Raw genomic sequence first — 17,441 nt, 5'->3', positions numbered from 1 at the left:
CTTGTAATTGATTAGTAATTAACCCAACTAGCTTCTAGATTAAAAAAAATGAATGAATTGGTAACATATTCCAAACAGAAAAGCCCTACCGTGTTTGAGAGAGAATCTTTGCTTAAAGAATACCGAATCGCTCAGGAAAGCCGTCAAGCATCCTTGATGGGCAGAAAAGAAGTGTTTATGGGAAAAGCTAAATTTGGAATTTTTGGCGACGGGAAAGAGCTCGCCCAAATTGCGATGGCCAGGCATTTTCAAAAGGGTGATTTTCGGGCTGGTTATTACAGGGATCAAACTTTCATGTTTGCGATTGGTGAATCGACCGTAAAGGAATATTTTGCCCAACTCTATGCGCATACAAATGCCGAATTGGAGCCGGCCTCTGCTGGAAGGCTGATGAATGGGCATTTTGCCACTAGGTCTTTAAATGACGATGGGTCATGGAAGGACCTGACTTCAATGAAAAACTCTTCAGCCGATATTTCTCCTACAGCAGGTCAGATGCCTAAATTGCTTGGTCTAGCATATGCTTCCAAGTTGTTTAGAGAGAATCAGGATTTGAAAGGCCTGAGTCATTTCAGTAATAATGGAAATGAAGTTGCTTGGGGTACGATAGGCAATGCATCTACTTCTGAAGGGATGTTTTTCGAAACTATCAATGCTGCCGGTGTTTTACAGGTTCCTATGGTTGTTTCAATTTGGGATGATGGGTATGGCATATCTGTGCCAAATGAATACCATACTACCAAAGGAAGTATTTCCGAAGTTTTGAGGGGTTTCCAGAGAAATGATGACCAAAAGGGATTTGAGATATTTGTTGTAAAAGGATGGGATTATGAAGCTTTGGACAAAGCTTATGAAAACGCGTCTAGAATTGCCCGTGAAGAGCACGTACCTGTTATCATCCATGTGATTGAAATGACCCAACCACAGGGTCACTCTACTTCTGGTTCTCACGAAAGATATAAATCAAAGGAACGTCTCACTTGGGAAAAAGAGAATGATTGTATACTTAAATTCAGAGAATATCTCATTAATACTGGGAAAGTCACTGAAGAAGAGCTAAATGAAATCGATGTTGAGGCTAAAAGCTTTGTGAAAAGCCAAAAGGAAATGGCTTGGAAAGCTTTTGCAGGTGAAATAAAATCAGAATTGGAAGAAGCTTCCAAACTTCTACTTGCGTTGTCCAAATCCACAACTGAGTCTGTTCAGGTGGATCAGTTGAATGAAGAATTGACCAAAGCATTGAATCCTATTAGAAAAGACGTCATAAGCACTGTTAGAAGAGCTCTTTGGACTACAAAAAAGGAGAATTCAGATGCTAGGGAAAAATTATTAGCTTGGTATTCTGAGCAACAAAGATTGAATGAAGACCGGTATAACTCTCATTTATACAGCCATTCATCTTGGAAAGCTGAAAATATAGTACCTGTCAAAGCAGAATATCCTGAAGATGCAGTAATGGTTGACGGAAGGGAGATTCTACAGGCATGTTTTGATCATCTATTAAAAACTGAACCCAAATTTTTTGCATTTGGCGAAGATGTTGGAAAAATTGGAGACGTTAATCAGGCCTTTGCTGGATTACAGGCAAAATATGGAGAAAATAGGGTTACAGATACCGGAATTAGAGAAGTTACTATCATTGGTCAAGGCATAGGAGCAGCACTGCGAGGTCTAAGACCTATGGCTGAGATCCAATATTTGGATTATATTCATTATGCTTTAATGACCTTAGCTGATGACCTGGCTTGCCTTCAATACAGGACAAAAGGAGGCCAAAAGGCACCTTTAATTGTCAGGACTAGAGGACATAGGTTGGAAGGCGTTTGGCATGCAGGTTCCCCCATCGGAATGCTTTTACATTCTTTAAGAGGGATGCTGATTTGTGTGCCACGAGACATGACGCAAGCTGCAGGGATGTACAATACTTTGATGGAAGCTGATGAGCCGGCCTTGGTTATAGAATGCTTAAACGGATATAGATTGAAGGAAAAAATGCCTTTAAATATTGGTCAGTTCAAGGTCCCTCTCGGTCAGCCAGAAGTGATAAAATCCGGTAAAGACTTAACAGTTGTCACTTATGGGTCCATGTGCAGGATCGTGTTGGAAGCAGCCGAAGAACTTACTCAAATGGGAATTGACATTGAAATAATTGATGTTCAGACTCTGTTGCCTTTTGATGTCGATCACAGGATTGTGGAATCTTTGAAGAAAACCAATAAAATTCTATTTACTGACGAAGATGTTCCGGGTGGCGCTACTGCATTTATGATGCAGCAGGTCATAGAAGATCAAAAAGGATACTATTACCTAGATGTGGAGCCAGGCACATTAGCCGGGAAAGCACACAGACCTGCATATTCTTCTGATGGAGATTATTTTTCCAAACCATCAGTGGATGATGTAGTTGAAAAAGTATATGCAATGATGAATGATTCAAATCCGAATCTGTTTCCCAACATATTTTAACCTTCCACCTAGGGCAAAAAAATGGTCTCCATTATGATATTGGAGACCATTTTTTATGATTTTTTGATTTGAATTTATTCTCTGCGGATTTGATTTAGGGTCACTTCTGGACTCGAAACGATATTACTCCTATTCAGTGATCTGTCTTGAATTTCTACATCTATCCTCAAGGTGTCATTTCTGAAAATAGAATTCCAACCAAAAGAAAGCATTGAATATTGAATGCTTCCTTCAACAGGCAAAGCTTCATTTCCATTGATAATCCTAGGAAAACGACCATTGAATGTGGTAAAAAAAGGAGGGTCTTGCCATCTGAATTCAGTATATACCCCATTCCTTTTGATGAAAAATCTCACAAAGATATTGTTATGGTCTTCGTTTTGTTCTACCCAAACGGTATCACGTACCGTCGCATTGTTAACAATTGGATTGATTACCCAATCAATCGGGTTGAAAGATGGAGCTTCAGGAGGCCTTGCACTGTAAACTATGAGATTTCCTGAATTATCTCTTTTGAAAGTTACGGGATTAAATGGAGGGTCTACGTCACTTGGATTTAATCCTAAATCCCCTTCGGCATCCTTAAAATTAATCGATAGAATTAAAGAATCGGCCCCATCAGATGAGGAAAAATTCAAATCTTTGAATGATATTTCAGGAGTAGAAGGGAAATTGTCAGGAGGTGATATACAGGACCCCGATACAAAAAGGATAGATAATAAAATCAGATAGTTTTTTACATTGCTCATGCCGTTGTAAATTTACAAGAAATTCTACGAGGTCAAAATATCTTAACTTTTGAATGACAATTAATAAAACGATCAATTATTTTAAATGTTTTGGCAAGAAAGTTCTGACTCTCGATTCAAATGAATTTGAGGAAATTGCACTTGAATTATACAAATTTCAATTGGAAAACAATGCCATTTATAGGCAATATGTCAAAGCAAGAGGTTTATTGGAAAAGAAGGTAATTGAAGTAAAGGATATACCTTTTTTACCGATCAGTTTTTTTAAAAACCATCAGATAGTTTCTGGATCAATGGATAATTTTGAGGATTTCTTCTCCAGTAGCGGAACAACGGGAGCTATTACCAGCAAACATTATTATTGGTCAGAGGAATTTTATTTGCAACATTCCCTTAATCTATTTGAAGCAGAGTATGGGAATATCAGTGAATATCATGTTTTGGCTTTATTACCATCCTACCTTGAAAGAAAAGGAAGTTCTTTGGTGAGTATGGCGAATTATTTTATTTCCAGGTCGGGATCCGAAAATTCGGGATTCTACCTATACAATTACCAAGAGCTTGGATCTAAATTAGAAAAGCTCGCTACAAAGAAGGAAAAAGTATTGTTGCTAGGAGTAACTTTTGCATTGATAGATCTTTTGGAGCAGGTGGGTTCAATGCCTAAAAACGAAAACCTGATTGTAATGGAAACAGGGGGGATGAAAGGAAGACGAAAAGAAATGATCAGAGATGAACTACATCATATTTTAAAATCCGGCTTTCGTTTGGATAAAATCCATTCGGAATATGGAATGACAGAGCTTATGTCCCAGGCGTATTCCAAAGGAGAGGGAATATACAATTTACCGCCCTGTATCCGCGTTTACATCAGGGATGTAAATGATCCTTTTTCTTGGTCTGACCGTTCTCAAGGTGGTATTAATATCATTGATTTGGCAAACTTTCATTCTTGTGCTTTTATCGAAACGCAGGATTTGGGTAGAAAAATTGCTGAGGAAAAAATAGAAGTTTTGGGTAGATTTGATAACAGTGAAATCCGAGGCTGTAATTTAATGCTAAATTAATTTTGTATTCCTTTTATTATTAAACATATTTGGATTTAAAACTCTAACATTTATGAGAAAAGTAGCAATTATTGTAATGGCAGTAGGTCTTTTGGCCTTGGGTGCATGTGCTTCAAGCAAACCATGTCCTGCATATGCCAAAGCTTTGGATAGTAAAGAAATTAAAGGATAAAAAGTATGCTGACCTTTAATAGTCAGCATATTTCTTTATGTCATTCAGACTGATTGTTTTTTCACCCAGGATTATCAATCTTTCAACCACATTTCTAAGTTCGCGTATATTTCCTGTCCAAGGAAATTCCTGAAGTTTGGAAATAGCCTCTTTTGATATTTCTTTTTTGGCAGTTCCATATTCAGCAGCGACATCTTCAAGGAATTTTTCCACCAAAAGCGGGATGTCTTCTTTGCGGTCTTTTAATGCCGGTACCTGAATCAGGATTACGCTAAGTCTATGGTAAAGGTCTTCCCTAAAATTGCCTTCTTCGATGGCTCTTTTGAGATCTTTATTTGTGGCGGCTAGTACCCTGACATCCACTTTAATGTCTTTATCCCCACCCACACGGGTGATTTTATGGTCTTGTAGTGCCCTCAATACTTTTGACTGGGCTGACAGACTCATGTCTCCTATTTCGTCAAGAAATAGCGTTCCACCATCGGCCTGTTCAAATTTCCCAATTCTTTGTTTAACTGCTGAAGTAAAAGATCCTTTTTCATGTCCAAACAATTCACTTTCAATTAGTTCAGAAGGTATGGCGGCACAGTTGACAGCTACAAAAGGAGCACTTGACCGATTGCTTTTTTGATGAAGCCAATGTGCTACAAGCTCCTTGCCCGTTCCGTTAGGTCCTGTGATTAAAACCCTGGCATCCGTTGGGGCTACTTTTTCAATAGTGTCTTTCACGTGCATGATGGCTTGTGAGGCGCCCACCATATCCAGTTTTTGGGAAAGTTTCTTCTTGAGAACCTTGGTTTCAGAGACGAGATTCTTTTTATCCAAGGCATTCCGCACAGTCAACAAAAGGCGGTTTAGATCCGGTGGTTTTGGAATAAAATCAAAAGCCCCCTTTTTAGTGGCCTCTACTGCTGTTTCTATTGAACCATGTGCAGAGATCATTATAAACTGTGGGGACTTATCGAGTTCTCCGGCCTTTTCCAACACCTCGATACCATCCATCTTTGGCATTTTGATATCACAAAGGACGAGGTCGTAGTCCTCTTCTTGCATCATTTTCAGGCCTTGCTCTCCATCCTGAGCTTCAGAGATTTCATATTTCTCATATTCAAGTATTTCCCTAAGGGTTGACCTGATTATTCTTTCATCGTCGATGATAAGGATTTTGGACATATTTGGTTTTTAATGATGAATAAAAAAAGTGCAAGCCTGTAAGCCGGGTTCTGTTCAACATCCTTAATGGATGAATCTCCTGCCATCTATCTAGGCCTGATTTTGCAACCAGGCTCAATCGATCTACCCATCCCGCATAAAGACGAGCCACCTTTTATGAAACTAGTTTCATTGCGGGACCTATTTGATCTTTCAACCCATAAGGTTTGCCTTGCCTCTCCCATCACTGAGAAAGCGGTGGGCTCTTACCCCACCATTTCACCCTTATCCCGATAGGTATCAGGACGGTATATTTTCTGTGGCACTTTCTGTTATCAAACCGTCTCCAGTTTGACACCTTCCTGTTAGGAAGTATGGCGCTCTATGTTGCCCGGACTTTCCTCTTTTCCGAAGAATTAACCTCAGACCAGCGGCAAGTCGGCTTGCACTTTGCAAATTAAGTTAAATTCTCCAAAGTTGGCTAAGGAAGTTGATTGGGTGGTAGGATTCAATAACCAACCAATAATCAAATTAACATGTGTCCAAATATCAATAATTGATAATTTTGAGAAATAATTTATGGTTTTGAAAAAAATCAAAAAAATACTAAAACAATATGGAGATCACTGTGTTTGTATTCTAAAGGCTTAAATAGCTTTTCTTCATAGTGCTGGGTTGAGCCGTTCCATGAAAATGGGACGGTTCTTTTTTTAAACCACAGGTAAAATCTACTTTAGGATGCAGACCAATAAAGATTGGATTTTTTAAGTCTTTGAATTTCCTTCTTTGTTTATTTGTAGTCAAAATAGCGATGAAATGATTTTAGTAGGAAATGCCGTAATCAGTGATGATATCAAGGAACAGTTTTTTGTCTGTGATTTGGAAAAATGTAAAGGGGCGTGCTGTGTGGAAGGTGATGCAGGGGCTCCTTTGGAAGATGATGAAACCGAAGTTTTGGAAAAAATCTACCCCATTATCAAAGATTATATCACACCTGAAGGAAGGGCAGCCATTGAAGCTCAAGGAACTTGGGTTATTGATAAAGACGGGGACAAGGGCACTCCAACCATCGGTGAAAATAGGGAATGTGCCTACGCTTTGTATGATGACAGGGGAATTCTGAAATGTGGTATCGAGCAAGCGTATTTAGATGGGAAAACAGGCTTTAAAAAACCGATAAGTTGCCATCTTTATCCTATCCGGATCAAGAAATATGACGAATTTGAAGCCCTTAACTACGACAGATGGGATATCTGCAGTGCAGCTTGTGTCTTGGGAAGCAGTTTGGGAGTACCTGTATATAAGTTTCTAAAAGATGCCTTAATCAGGAAATTCGGTCCTGGATGGTATGCTGAACTGGTAGCTGAAATAGAAGGCACGTTCTGATCCGAGGTCTGATAACCTTATAACTTTTGACCATTGTAACCTTCCAATTCCTTTCTCAGACCTTGACGTAGATTTTTTTCCTGTCCATCCAATATCCGATCAACCAAATCAAAATCATGTATGAGATGGCAAATAGGAGAGAAGCGGTTTTATCAGAAAGCCAACTTGTATAAGCAGCTTCATAGATGATACCTTTTAGGCTTTCACCTCCTATTTCAATGGAGTAGAATATGGTAATCACGACACCGGAAAGGACGTAAAGGATCAATGGATTTCTGCCGAAAACTTCAAAAGAGTATGTCCAGTTTCTTTTTTTCCATACTTCAATAACCATAATCAAAGATCCGATCAAGAATAAATCAAGTCCAACTGTCAAGAGCACATAGGAACTTGTCCATAATTTTTTGTTGATGGGAAAAGCCATATCCCAAATCAGGCAAAGAACGATCAGAATCAATCCTCCAAAAAACAAGGATTTGACTGTTTTCATGTTATTCCCAATTTGTTGGATCAATTTTCCTGCAAAATAACCCGCAATGACATTGACTACAGAAGGAAAAGTACTTAACAATCCTTCAGGTTCGAAGGGGACTCCTTCTCCCATATAGAGATTCCGCTCCCCAATGAGCAAAAGATCGAGTTTTGACCCGAAATTGCCCAACATGGAGTAAGGGTCTGCAGGATCTCCAAAGAAATACAGGACCGCCCAATAGCCAAACAAGGAGACGATACAATAAAGGATTGCCCCTTTTTTTCCAAAATAAAAAAGGATCAGGGAGGCTAAAAGATAACAAAGAGCTATTCTTTGAAGAACACCGAGAAGCCTTACCTCTGCCCAATTGATCATTACAATTTCCCCGGATTCATTGTATTCGAAGAAAGGAAAGGCATTCAACCCCCATCCAATCAGAAAAATCAGTGCAGCTCTTTTGAAAACCTTCTTCAAAAAAACACCCTGTTCCATTTTCTTCATACTGAAGCTCATGGCATTGCCTACTACAAAAAGAAAAGTCGGAAATACAAGATCAGTGATGGTGAATCCATGCCATTCAGCATGGGCGAAAGGCGCATAAAGATGGCTCCAACTTCCCGGAGTATTGACAACAACCATCAAAGCGATGGTCAGTCCGCGCAGTACATCTAAAGCTAAATAGCGTTCCTGAATTGGGATACCAATCGGTGATGCAGTCATAGATTTTGGGTTTTGGGATTAATTATTCAATCAAAATAAACATAATGTAAATTTTTTGAAAAGCGATATGCCAAACGAAAAAAAATCCTTGTCTTGCTATTTATGCATTGCTTCAACCTAATTACCATTTGTATTGTCTATGGAATTGTTTTTGTCTATCAAATTTCCTGAAGATATTACTTAACCTCACTGATCTGTTTTTCAAATTCTCATCTTTTTTGATAAATTGAATTCTAAAATTTAGGTTTTTTTTCATCGCAATACCCAATCAAAATTAACTCAACAGGAAATGAATCCAATATTCAAAAAAATTGCTTTAGCCCTGCTTTTGGTTCATGTCTTTAATTCTTGTCAGTCAAAAAAAGAGAAATTCAATCCAGATGAATTTAGGATTTATTGGGAACTTGAACAAAACCAAATCTCTCCTGAACAATTTCACCGGGCAAAATTCCTGCTTACCAATAACGGGGACCAACCTTTGAAACCGGATTGGGAAATCTATTTCAACACAATTTTTCTATCGGTAAAACCTCAGGTTTTGGATTCTTTGGTTTCAATAGAACACCTTTCGGGCGATTTTTTCAGGATCAAACCGAAAAATGGATTTCCTGTTTTGGAGAAAGGGGAGACTTATTCATTTTCCTATTCTTCTGATAATTTTTTATTGAAAAACAGCCACACGCCTACAGGAATTTATATAGTTTTTGGCGATAGTGAAGAAAGCCATCCGATAGTGGATTTTACAGCCTCACGAATCGAAATTCAGGACCAATTGAACGCTGTTGCAGGAAGCAATTTACCGATTCCTGATCCTGCTTTCCTTTTTGAAAGGAACAAAAACCTGAGCCTTCTTTCCGAAAAAGACTTCAGTCCCATCATCCCCACTCCAAAATCTTTCCAATTGGGAGAGGGTGTATTGACACTTTCAGACAATATTTCGATTTATGCTGATCCTGATTTTGAAACAGAAGCCTGGCTCCTTAAAGAAAGACTTTCAACCTTTTTTAAAGGAAAAATTGAAATATCATCCTCAAAAGATGCATCCATTTTAATCCTGAAAGATCCATCCAAAGTTTCTCAGGAAGCATACGCCTTGAATATTGGTAAAAAAATAGAAATCAGCTCTAGCAATCCAAAAGGAGCTTTTTATGGAATCCAGTCTTTGTTGGCTATGCTGCCCTTGTCTTCTTTTACTTCTCCTGCGGATAAATTGGAGTTACCTAAGATATCCATAGAAGACGAACCGCGGTTTGAATACCGTGGTTTTTTCCTTGATGTTGCACGCAATTTCCAATCCAAAGAAGCCATCCTCAAAATCCTTGACCTCATAGCTTTTTACAAATTGAATGTTTTTCATTTCAATCTGGCCAACGACGAAGGTTGGAGAATTGAAATTCCCGGTTTGCCGGAGTTGACCGAAGTTGGCAGCAAACGGGGCCATTCCAAAGATGAATCCCAATTTCTTTGGCCATATTATGCATCTGGTGCTGACAAAGATAAATCACCGAATGGCACAGGATTTTATTCAACGGAGGATTTTAAGGAAATTTTAAGGTATGCAAAAGAACGCCATATCGAAGTAATTCCCGAAATCGGAGCTCCGGGCCATTCCCGTGCTGCAATTATTGCCATGAGAAAAAGATACCATGACAAGATGAAATCCGATGATAAAGAGGGGGCTTTAGAATATCTTCTGGAAGATTTTGCTGATCAATCCGAATATCTATCCGCCCAAAATTTCAGAGGCAATACCATCTGTATCTGTCAGGAATCCGCATTCACTTTTTATGAGAAAGTGGTGGATGAGATTCTGGCAATGTATAAGGAGGCGGATGTTCCAATCCGCACTTTTCATACAGGTGGGGATGAAGTGCCAAAAGGAGCTTGGACCAATTCGCCGGTTTGCGAAAAATTCATTGCTGATACAGAAGGGATAGATACGAGAAATGACCTTCAGAATTATTTTTATAACCGAGTCAGCAAAATGTTTGAAGAAAGAGGAATCCAGACTGCAGGTTGGGAAGAAATCGGACAATTGGAAGTACATGAAAACGGAAAGGAAGTCATCCGACCTAATCCCGTCTTTGCAAATAAAGGATTCAGGGCCTATGCCTGGAATGCAGTAGCAGGATGGGGTGGAGAAGATATGGCTTACCAATTGGCCAATGCAGGCTATGAAGTAATAATCTGCAATTCTTCGAATTTCTATTTTGACCTTGCTTACAATATGGATCCTGATGAACCCGGCCATCAATGGTCTGGATTTGTGGATACGAAGACAGCTTGGAGAACGGTTCCTTTAAATAACTTTAATTCAAATGAAACCGACATGTATGGCAATCCTATTGATATCGAGACTCTGTCAAAGAATAAAGCCATGCTGACAGCAGAAGGAAGGAAAAAAATCAAGGGTGTTTCCGGTCAGTTGTGGTCCGAAACCATCAAAGGCCAAGAAATGATGGAATATTACATTTTGCCAAAAATGTTGGGATATGTAGAAAGGGCATGGTCTCAGGATCCTGAATGGACAGCAATTGCTGACACTGAAAAAAGGAAAATTGAGATGGAAAAAGATTGGAATTTATTTGCCAATGCTCTTGGACAAAAGGAGATTCCCCGATTGGAATACCTCTTTGGAGGTTTTAACTACCACTTGCCAAAAGTCGGGGCCAAAGTCAGTGACGGTAAGCTTCATGCCAATGTTGAAAATCCCGGATTGACTATCCGGTACACAGAAGACGGCAGTGATCCTGATGGCAATTCAAAAGTTTATGAAGGTCCAATTCCATTCAAAGGTCAGGTGAAGCTTCGAGCTTTTTCAACAACAGAAAATGGCGGGGGTATTTCAGAGATCAAATGATTTGAAACAACTATTCTGAATTTGGATTTTCATTCTTCAAATCCTGAGCATAAGTCACTTCTGAATTATTGTAACAGAAGGGTCTCAATTTATCTTTAAATGGAAAGGTTTTTAAGCCTACCTTTATCAAAAAAACAATTAAACATGGATTTTTCTTCCCTCGGACTTTCAGTCAGCTTACTTGATGCCATCAAGAAGGCAAAATACGAAAGTCCATATCCGATTCAGATCGAAGCCATTCCTGCTATTTTGAAAGGAAAGGACATCTTGGGGATTGCTCCGACAGGTTCGGGTAAAACAGCTGCTTATGTGCTGCCTATTTTGCAGCAATTACAGCAGACCGAATATGTCAAAACACGGAATATCCCTGTATTGATTTTGGTACCTACCAGAGAATTGGCTACGCAGGTGGAGGAAGTGATCAAGGTGTTTAGCAATTTTTTACCTCGGAAAATAAAAACCATGGCGGTTTTTGGTGGTGTTTCTTCCAATCCCCAAATGAGAAATTTATTTGGAACAGAAGTAGTCGTTGCCACGCCTGGAAGGTTGTTGGATTTGGTGGATAAAAATTCCATTTCTCTATCTGCTGTGAAAGTTTTGGTTTTGGATGAAGCAGATAAAATATTGAATTTGGGATTCAAAGAGGAAGTGGACGAAATTCTGTCCAAATTACCCAAAAAGAGGCAAAACATCCTTTTTTCAGCCACCATGGAAGAAACAGTGGAGGAACTCATCAACCGAATCCTGCATAATCCTGAGAAGATTTCTGTGGAAGTCGAAGGGATTGCTCCTGAATTGATCGCCCAATCAGCTTATTTGGTACCCATGGAATATAAAGGACCACTCTTACGCCACCTGATCAAATCAGGGAATTGGAATCAGGTATTGGTATTTACTTCCTCGATCCGGACCGCGGACAATGTTGCAGGAAAGCTCAATAAAAACGGAATCGAGGCTGTGTCTTTTCACGGAGATAAAAGCCAAGGCGCAAGGACAGATGCTTTGACAAAATTCAAAAATGGAAAGCTCCGGGTTCTCGTTGCAACTGATTTGGCCTCAAGGGGAATAGATATCAAGTTTTTGCCTTTCGTTGTCAACTATGAACTGCCAAGGTCCCCAAAAGATTATATCCACAGGATAGGCAGGACAGGACGTGCAGGCGCGGAAGGGGAAGCTATTTCTTTGATCTCAGAAGAGGAAGAGCATCACTTCAAGGTGATTCAAAAAAAGATGGGTAGGAGAGTGGAGTTGATTGATGCTAAGAATCTGGATTTTTAATTCAGTCTTTCAACCACATCATCCTTTCAGCCCAATCCAAAAGAAAATCTTTACGAAATCTATTGACTGTTTTGGCTCCTTGACGGTTATTTTCAATTAGTTTAAGACCGGGGTTATCTGTCCAATAATTTGGGCCATGACCTGTTTTAATAAATGAACCTCCCCAACTTTCTCCTTCTGGATTATCCGGATCTCCTTTTAAAAAGTAAAGAACGGAGGGCGTATCGCCCATTTTGATGTCTTGTTTTTGCTCCCAATAAAGCTTCCCTAAATATCCGTTATTCTTCACAAATGTTTCCACAAAGGTTTGGTTACCCAAATTCCCACTTTGGTCACCACCCATATACATACCCCTAAAGGTTGTATTATTTTCAATCCACCAAAGATCAGGATGTTTATTGAAAAGGTAATCGCGGGACTTCGGATCTTGAGCTGTATTCCATGATCCAATCGAATAGATGCGTAATTTGGTTTTTATAGAAGGATCTACATGAACTGCCTGCGCCACATCTGTCATCGATCCCCAAACCAAAACATAAATGGGGCTATTTGATGCATTCACTTTTTCAATGATCCACTTGGCACCCTCGCTCACATTTTCAGGAATTTCAGATTGTTGAATATCCAAAGCGCCTTGTTTTGTAATACTTCTAAGATATTCAGGCGTAGGGAATTCCGTATTTTTTGCTTTCAATTTGGGGAAGTCTTTTTCATAAGCTTCCAAACTTTCCATGATATTGGAAATCCTGCCATTTCCCGGAGGAGAACTAATCAAACCCAAAATATCAAACCGATCTGCATATACTAGCAGGTGAACCATAGATTGATAGTCGTCAGGATCGTCACCCCCGATATCGGTTGAGATAATTATTTGGGGTTTTTGACTATCACTTTCAGATGATTTTTGGGATAAAGAATAAGTTGAAAGAAAGCTAAACAACAGAAGTAGGAATGTTCTAAAACTTGCCATCAACCCAAATCTTCTACAGTTAAAAACTTTCATGATCTTATTATTCTATAGTATAAAGGTTAATCCAAAGTAGCTTCATGAATCACATTATGGATATACCTCAGTTTTTCCTTGACATTCAAGTTGATCACAAATGGATATAAATCCCGTAATCCCATACTCCTGTTGATGCTGTTCATCATAAATGACAATGGCAGCCATTGGTCGAAAATCGTTTCAAAATTTCTACAGTAGTAGGCATTTTCTGTGATGTTGGCTGTTTTGACCAAGATGCTTTCATGGACTTTAGGATTGATGGAGAGCCCGTAGAAGTAAGCAGTTTCCAACGTGTCGACGATATGCATGTAATGTGCCCATGTTTCCGCCCAACTTTCCCATGGATGCATCGTGGCGTAAGCACTGATGAAGTTTTGGTTCCAGTCTGCCGGTGCACCATATTTGTAGTAATGGTTGAGGGCTTCCTGATAGCTGTAAGTTTCATCTCCAAAATTTGCCCGAAATGAATCTATCCTGTCTGTTCCCCAAATCAGCCTTTCCCAATAATAATGGCCGATTTCGTGCCTGAAATGACCCAAAACTGTCCTATAAACCTCATCCATATTATTTCTAGCCACCTCCCTTTCTACATCATCTGCTTCGGCAATGTTCATCGTAATCAGACCATTGGCATGCCCGGTCATCACTCGAAGCCCATCAGGCATGGTAGAATCCGATTTGAAATTGAAAGCCAAGCCTTTTTCATAATCAATAGCTTTAGAAAGGATGGGTAAATCCCATCTTAGCAGAGCGTAAATCAACCTGTGCTTGGCCGATTCAATTTTTTTCCACCTTTCTAGGTATTCGGGTCTGGAGATATCGGGGATAATCCGGTTGAGGGAACAAGCAATACAGACCTCGGAAGTGTCTTCATCTGAAATCACCCAATTGCAAACATCGTGGTCATGGTTTTTGCAAAAATGGAAGCCTTTCGCCGTAGTAGTTTCCATAAAGTTTCCAGTATCATTTCTCCGCAAAGAAACCATTTTGAGGTTTTTGGCATCAAATCCTAGGATGTTATGACACTTAAGACAAATATTGTTATCAAAATAGACTGGATGGCCACAATTGTCACATTGAAAAATTTGCATGGTGTGTTGGCAAAGAAGTTGTTTTTATTTCGAAAAAGGAATGATTGAATTTAACTCAATTCAACTTAAAAAGTAAATTTTTATTTAATTGAAAATGGATTTTTATCCGAATGTAAATTCCCCAAACTGAAAGTTTACAACCCTTTAATTTTTCCCTTGTATTTCCGGATAAGGAACTCATTATGTTCTTCCCCCTCATCGGAATTAGAGCTGCTGAAAATTTCGGGGACGATCCCTCTTTGAATCAAGTTTTCGGAAGCCTGCACCATGATACTTTGCAAAATAACCGCGCCTGCGGAGGTGGAAGTTGCCCCTACCTTAAAATCCAAACCTTCCAATGCCACTGAAGCGTCACCGATTTCTCCGCCATTGTCAAAATACAAGTCAGCGATTTCAAAAAGCCGTTTGCCGGAAGGATGTCGTGAATTGACTGATTGGGTATGTTTCAGGTTGGTAATGACGATGACTTTGGCTCCTTTTTCCTTTGCTATCATTGCCATTTCTATACTTACCGTATTTCGGCCGGAGTTGGAGGAAATGATAAAAACATCTTTTTCTGAAAGGGGAAATCCCTCCAAAAGCCTTGCTGCATATCCTTCTTGTCTTTCCACTTCGGTACTGAAGGAAGCATTTTTGTGGAGCATCAGAGCTTCATCCAAAATAGCTACCACACGCGCAAAACCTCCGGCCCTATAGAAAATCTCCTCGGCAAAAATATGGGAATGTCCTGTGCCGCTTGTATAGATAAATCCTTCATTTGCCAGGCAATCGGCGACCCAATCAGCTGCCTGTTCGATTTTTTCTTTTTGGCTAAAGACGATCTTTAGCTTGGATTGAACCTGATCAAAATACCGCTGATAAGCTTTCATATCAATTGATCAGAATTTCATCAACGAATACCCAACCTTTGCCACCCGCTCCCGGGTGCCATTTGGGCAAAGGATTGACAGGAGTAAGTTTTGCTTTGATGGCCAAAATACCATTTTGGTTGATTTTGGATTCATACATCTGAAGCATCCTGTCACGGTTTCCTGTGGGTTGCTTGGGTTTTTGTGTATCAATCAACTTCCAATCTGTGTTTTGTGTTTTGATCCAAACTTCAACCTTGGAGGGAGGGAAAATATGAGATCCCTCAGCTGCCAATGTGCTGAAAGCAATATTTTGAATATTTTGTGGGGATTTGAAATCCATTTGAATTTCAAAGGGAGTATCCTGAAAGCCCAACCACTTTCCTGTACCAAAGTCTTCATCTCCTTTTTCAAGGTCAAATAAAGTCAAGGCACCTGAGCCTTTATATGACTTGCTTGGTTCGAAGGCAAGTTTGTAGCTGTCAGGCTGAATTTTTGACCTGAAAAAAACAGCTTGTTTTTCTGTACTTCCGAGCCATCCTTCAGCAAAAGCCCTCGCCCGCAAAGTGGTGTTTTTATCTAAACTTATTGGACCTGAATACAACTGATGGTTGCTGCTGTCTGGCAAAGTATTGTCGAGGGTGTAGAAAATTTTCACAGATCCGATAGGATGCTTGAGCGTAACGTCTACTTTGTCTGTGAAAATTGACTTTTTAAACTCTATTTGTGGAGCATTCAATTGATACAAAGTGCCATTATCCTGAAATCCCCCCTCGATTTTTGTATTCGGCAGGTTGGTTTTTAAGGCGGCGATGGCATCAGCGTTTTTATTGGTCCATACATAGAGATTTTCCAGTTGTTTGAAATCTTTAAGGCTTTCAAATGCTACTTCAGATAGGGGATTGCCGCTGAGGGAAAGGTGCTTCAGGTTTTTGAGATTTTCCAGGTCTCCCAAATTGCTTCCCTCGATGCCTGTGAAATTCAGGTTAAGGATTTCAAGATTGGGGTAATCTGAAAGTTTTTTTATGTCCTCATCCTTTAGTGGCATGTTTTGAAAACTCAGTTCTACGACCTGTTCTTTGACTTTTTTTAGGTCATCAATTGTGTTGGGATCAAACTGGTTTTTTCCAAAAAATGTAACCCTTAGACCGGGAGAATCAGGATAAGTAGCTACTACTTTTCTATAATCATTGTTCAGACCGGCAATGGTTTTGGCACTTGCTGCTTCAAAGGAATAAGATTTAGAATCTTGGGAGGTAAACTTCTCCTTAGCCAATGCAAAAAATTCACTTTCAGGATTGTATGATGTCAGTTTTTTGTCAAAATGGGCGGAATCCAAAATCCAGCTTTGGATCAATGCAAGTTCTGTTTCTGTCAATTGCGGCTTTCCCTTAGGCGGCATATGGAATTCTTCCTCCAAAGGAATCAGGATATGGACAAGAATCTGGGAATTTTCAAGATCTTCCAAATCCACAGCAGGACCCATTTCGCCGCCTTTCAGGATGTATTCGACCTCATCCATTCTTAGCTCACCTTTGACTTTTCCGGCTTTATGGCAACTGATGCATTTTTGTTGCAGGATGGGTTTGATGACATGGTCGTAGGCTAAAGCTTCCTCGAAACTTACCTGAGGAACATCAATTTCGCTTTGCAAAGGTTCAAAAAGAAAATCCTCTCCATGTGTCAATGAGGCTCCAAAATGTCCTGTTGCCAATACCAAAGCCAACACAACTACTGAAAAACCTTTGGCAACTTTCAGTTTGTCTTTCACCCAAAACCAATACCATAATGTTCCGAGCCAAAATACCAATAAGCCGGTCCATTGGTGGTTTTCAAAATCCTCTTTGACATAGCCGTCTTCCACACTGAGAAAAAGTCCCGCCAAAACAGTGACTCCGGTAAAGAAAAGTGCTGAAAGCAACATCCATTTCATGGCAACCTTAGAATTGACTCCCAAGGAATCAGGAAACCAAAACAGCAAAGCAGCCAAAAACAGCATCACTATGGGGAAATGGAGCAAAAGCGGGTGCATCCTACCGACAACTTCCAAGAAAGCCGGCAGTTGGATATTATCTTGTCCAATGACAAGAATAAGAATCAATCCATGAAGGACAATCAGTGAATTTTCAAGAATCGTGAAGATCTTTTGGCTTTTGGGCATACTGTTAAAACTG

Annotated in this window: 12 protein-coding genes and 1 other RNA gene; 5 read left to right on the top strand and 8 right to left on the bottom strand. The window is 39.7% G+C overall.

What is annotated here, in order from left to right; translation table 11 throughout:
* Positions 1-48 precede the first annotated feature (48 nt).
* On the top strand, positions 49-2,466 hold the full coding sequence (locus tag NK987_RS01835; protein WP_259262486.1) for an alpha-ketoacid dehydrogenase subunit alpha/beta: 2,418 nt from the start codon (positions 49-51) through the stop codon (positions 2,464-2,466).
* 74 nt (positions 2,467-2,540) lie between these two features.
* Here the strand turns inward: NK987_RS01835 and NK987_RS01830 are convergent, their stop codons facing one another.
* On the bottom strand, positions 2,541-3,215 hold the full coding sequence (locus tag NK987_RS01830; RefSeq protein ID WP_259262485.1) for a hypothetical protein: 675 nt from the start codon (positions 3,213-3,215) through the stop codon (positions 2,541-2,543).
* A gap of 53 nt (positions 3,216-3,268) precedes the next feature.
* Here NK987_RS01830 and NK987_RS01825 point away from each other — a divergent pair, with 53 nt between their 5' ends.
* A complete protein-coding gene (locus NK987_RS01825) occupies positions 3,269-4,282 on the top strand; it encodes a LuxE/PaaK family acyltransferase (RefSeq protein ID WP_275982484.1) in 1,014 nt (337 codons plus the stop codon).
* Between the two features lie 187 nt (positions 4,283-4,469).
* Here NK987_RS01825 and NK987_RS01820 read toward each other — a convergent pair whose 3' ends face one another.
* Complete coding sequence (locus NK987_RS01820; protein ID WP_258423341.1) at positions 4,470-5,627, bottom strand: sigma-54-dependent transcriptional regulator; 1,158 nt, start codon at positions 5,625-5,627, stop codon at positions 4,470-4,472.
* Positions 5,628-5,650: 23 nt separating this feature from the next.
* Positions 5,651-6,056: RNase P RNA component class A (gene rnpB, locus NK987_RS01815), an RNA gene on the bottom strand.
* 366 nt (positions 6,057-6,422) lie between these two features.
* Between rnpB and NK987_RS01810 the strand changes: the two genes are divergently transcribed.
* Positions 6,423-6,992, top strand: a complete 570-nt coding sequence (locus NK987_RS01810) for a DUF3109 family protein (protein ID WP_259262484.1) — start codon at positions 6,423-6,425, stop codon at positions 6,990-6,992.
* Between the two features lie 55 nt (positions 6,993-7,047).
* Here NK987_RS01810 and NK987_RS01805 read toward each other — a convergent pair whose 3' ends face one another.
* Positions 7,048-8,184: an acyltransferase family protein gene (locus NK987_RS01805; protein WP_259262483.1), complete on the bottom strand. Its 1,137-nt coding sequence runs from the start codon at positions 8,182-8,184 to the stop codon at positions 7,048-7,050.
* A 289-nt stretch (positions 8,185-8,473) separates the two neighbouring features.
* Here NK987_RS01805 and NK987_RS01800 point away from each other — a divergent pair, with 289 nt between their 5' ends.
* Together NK987_RS01800 and NK987_RS01795 are read left to right on the top strand one after the other, a co-directional pair.
* The gene (locus NK987_RS01800) at positions 8,474-11,044 is read left to right on the top strand and encodes a family 20 glycosylhydrolase (RefSeq protein ID WP_259262482.1); all 2,571 of its coding nucleotides are present in this window, start codon (positions 8,474-8,476) and stop codon (positions 11,042-11,044) included.
* A 144-nt stretch (positions 11,045-11,188) separates the two neighbouring features.
* Positions 11,189-12,322, top strand: coding sequence for a DEAD/DEAH box helicase (locus NK987_RS01795; RefSeq protein WP_259262481.1), 1,134 nt, complete (start codon positions 11,189-11,191; stop codon positions 12,320-12,322).
* A gap of 1 nt (position 12,323) precedes the next feature.
* Here NK987_RS01795 and NK987_RS01790 read toward each other — a convergent pair whose 3' ends face one another.
* The 4 genes from NK987_RS01790 to NK987_RS01775 all read right to left on the bottom strand — a co-directional run bounded on the left by NK987_RS01790 (position 12,324) and on the right by NK987_RS01775 (position 17,428).
* The gene (locus NK987_RS01790) at positions 12,324-13,325 is read right to left on the bottom strand and encodes a DUF1593 domain-containing protein (RefSeq protein WP_259262480.1); all 1,002 of its coding nucleotides are present in this window, start codon (positions 13,323-13,325) and stop codon (positions 12,324-12,326) included.
* Between the two features lie 26 nt (positions 13,326-13,351).
* Entirely contained in the window at positions 13,352-14,419 is a 1,068-nt protein-coding gene (locus NK987_RS01785) for a zinc-binding metallopeptidase family protein (RefSeq protein ID WP_259262479.1), read from the bottom strand.
* A gap of 134 nt (positions 14,420-14,553) precedes the next feature.
* Positions 14,554-15,288 carry an SIS domain-containing protein gene (locus NK987_RS01780; protein WP_259262478.1) on the bottom strand — a complete coding sequence of 245 codons (735 nt, stop codon included), beginning with the start codon at positions 15,286-15,288 and terminating at the stop codon, positions 14,554-14,556.
* 1 nt (position 15,289) lies between these two features.
* Entirely contained in the window at positions 15,290-17,428 is a 2,139-nt protein-coding gene (locus tag NK987_RS01775) for a chitobiase/beta-hexosaminidase C-terminal domain-containing protein (protein ID WP_259262477.1), read from the bottom strand.
* Between the last annotated feature and the right edge of the window lie 13 nt (positions 17,429-17,441).

The organism is Aquiflexum gelatinilyticum, assembly GCF_024813435.1.
GTDB classification, from domain to species: domain Bacteria; phylum Bacteroidota; class Bacteroidia; order Cytophagales; family Cyclobacteriaceae; genus Cognataquiflexum; species Cognataquiflexum gelatinilyticum.
Note: the sequence above shows the minus strand (reverse complement) of the source record. Positions and strands in the feature narration are given on the sequence as shown.

Excerpts from the sequence above, each read along its gene's own strand:
- NK987_RS01835 (WP_259262486.1), top strand. The coding sequence starts at position 49 with ATGAATGAATTGGTAACATATTCCAAACAGAAAAGCCCTACCGTGTTT.
- NK987_RS01830 (WP_259262485.1), bottom strand. The coding sequence starts at position 3,215 with ATGAGCAATGTAAAAAACTATCTGATTTTATTATCTATCCTTTTTGTA.
- NK987_RS01825 (WP_275982484.1), top strand. The coding sequence starts at position 3,269 with ATGACAATTAATAAAACGATCAATTATTTTAAATGTTTTGGCAAGAAA.
- NK987_RS01820 (WP_258423341.1), bottom strand. The coding sequence starts at position 5,627 with ATGTCCAAAATCCTTATCATCGACGATGAAAGAATAATCAGGTCAACC.
- NK987_RS01810 (WP_259262484.1), top strand. The coding sequence starts at position 6,423 with ATGATTTTAGTAGGAAATGCCGTAATCAGTGATGATATCAAGGAACAG.
- NK987_RS01805 (WP_259262483.1), bottom strand. The coding sequence starts at position 8,184 with ATGACTGCATCACCGATTGGTATCCCAATTCAGGAACGCTATTTAGCT.
- NK987_RS01800 (WP_259262482.1), top strand. The coding sequence starts at position 8,474 with ATGAATCCAATATTCAAAAAAATTGCTTTAGCCCTGCTTTTGGTTCAT.
- NK987_RS01795 (WP_259262481.1), top strand. The coding sequence starts at position 11,189 with ATGGATTTTTCTTCCCTCGGACTTTCAGTCAGCTTACTTGATGCCATC.
- NK987_RS01790 (WP_259262480.1), bottom strand. The coding sequence starts at position 13,325 with ATGAAAGTTTTTAACTGTAGAAGATTTGGGTTGATGGCAAGTTTTAGA.
- NK987_RS01785 (WP_259262479.1), bottom strand. The coding sequence starts at position 14,419 with ATGCAAATTTTTCAATGTGACAATTGTGGCCATCCAGTCTATTTTGAT.
- NK987_RS01780 (WP_259262478.1), bottom strand. The coding sequence starts at position 15,288 with ATGAAAGCTTATCAGCGGTATTTTGATCAGGTTCAATCCAAGCTAAAG.
- NK987_RS01775 (WP_259262477.1), bottom strand. The coding sequence starts at position 17,428 with ATGCCCAAAAGCCAAAAGATCTTCACGATTCTTGAAAATTCACTGATT.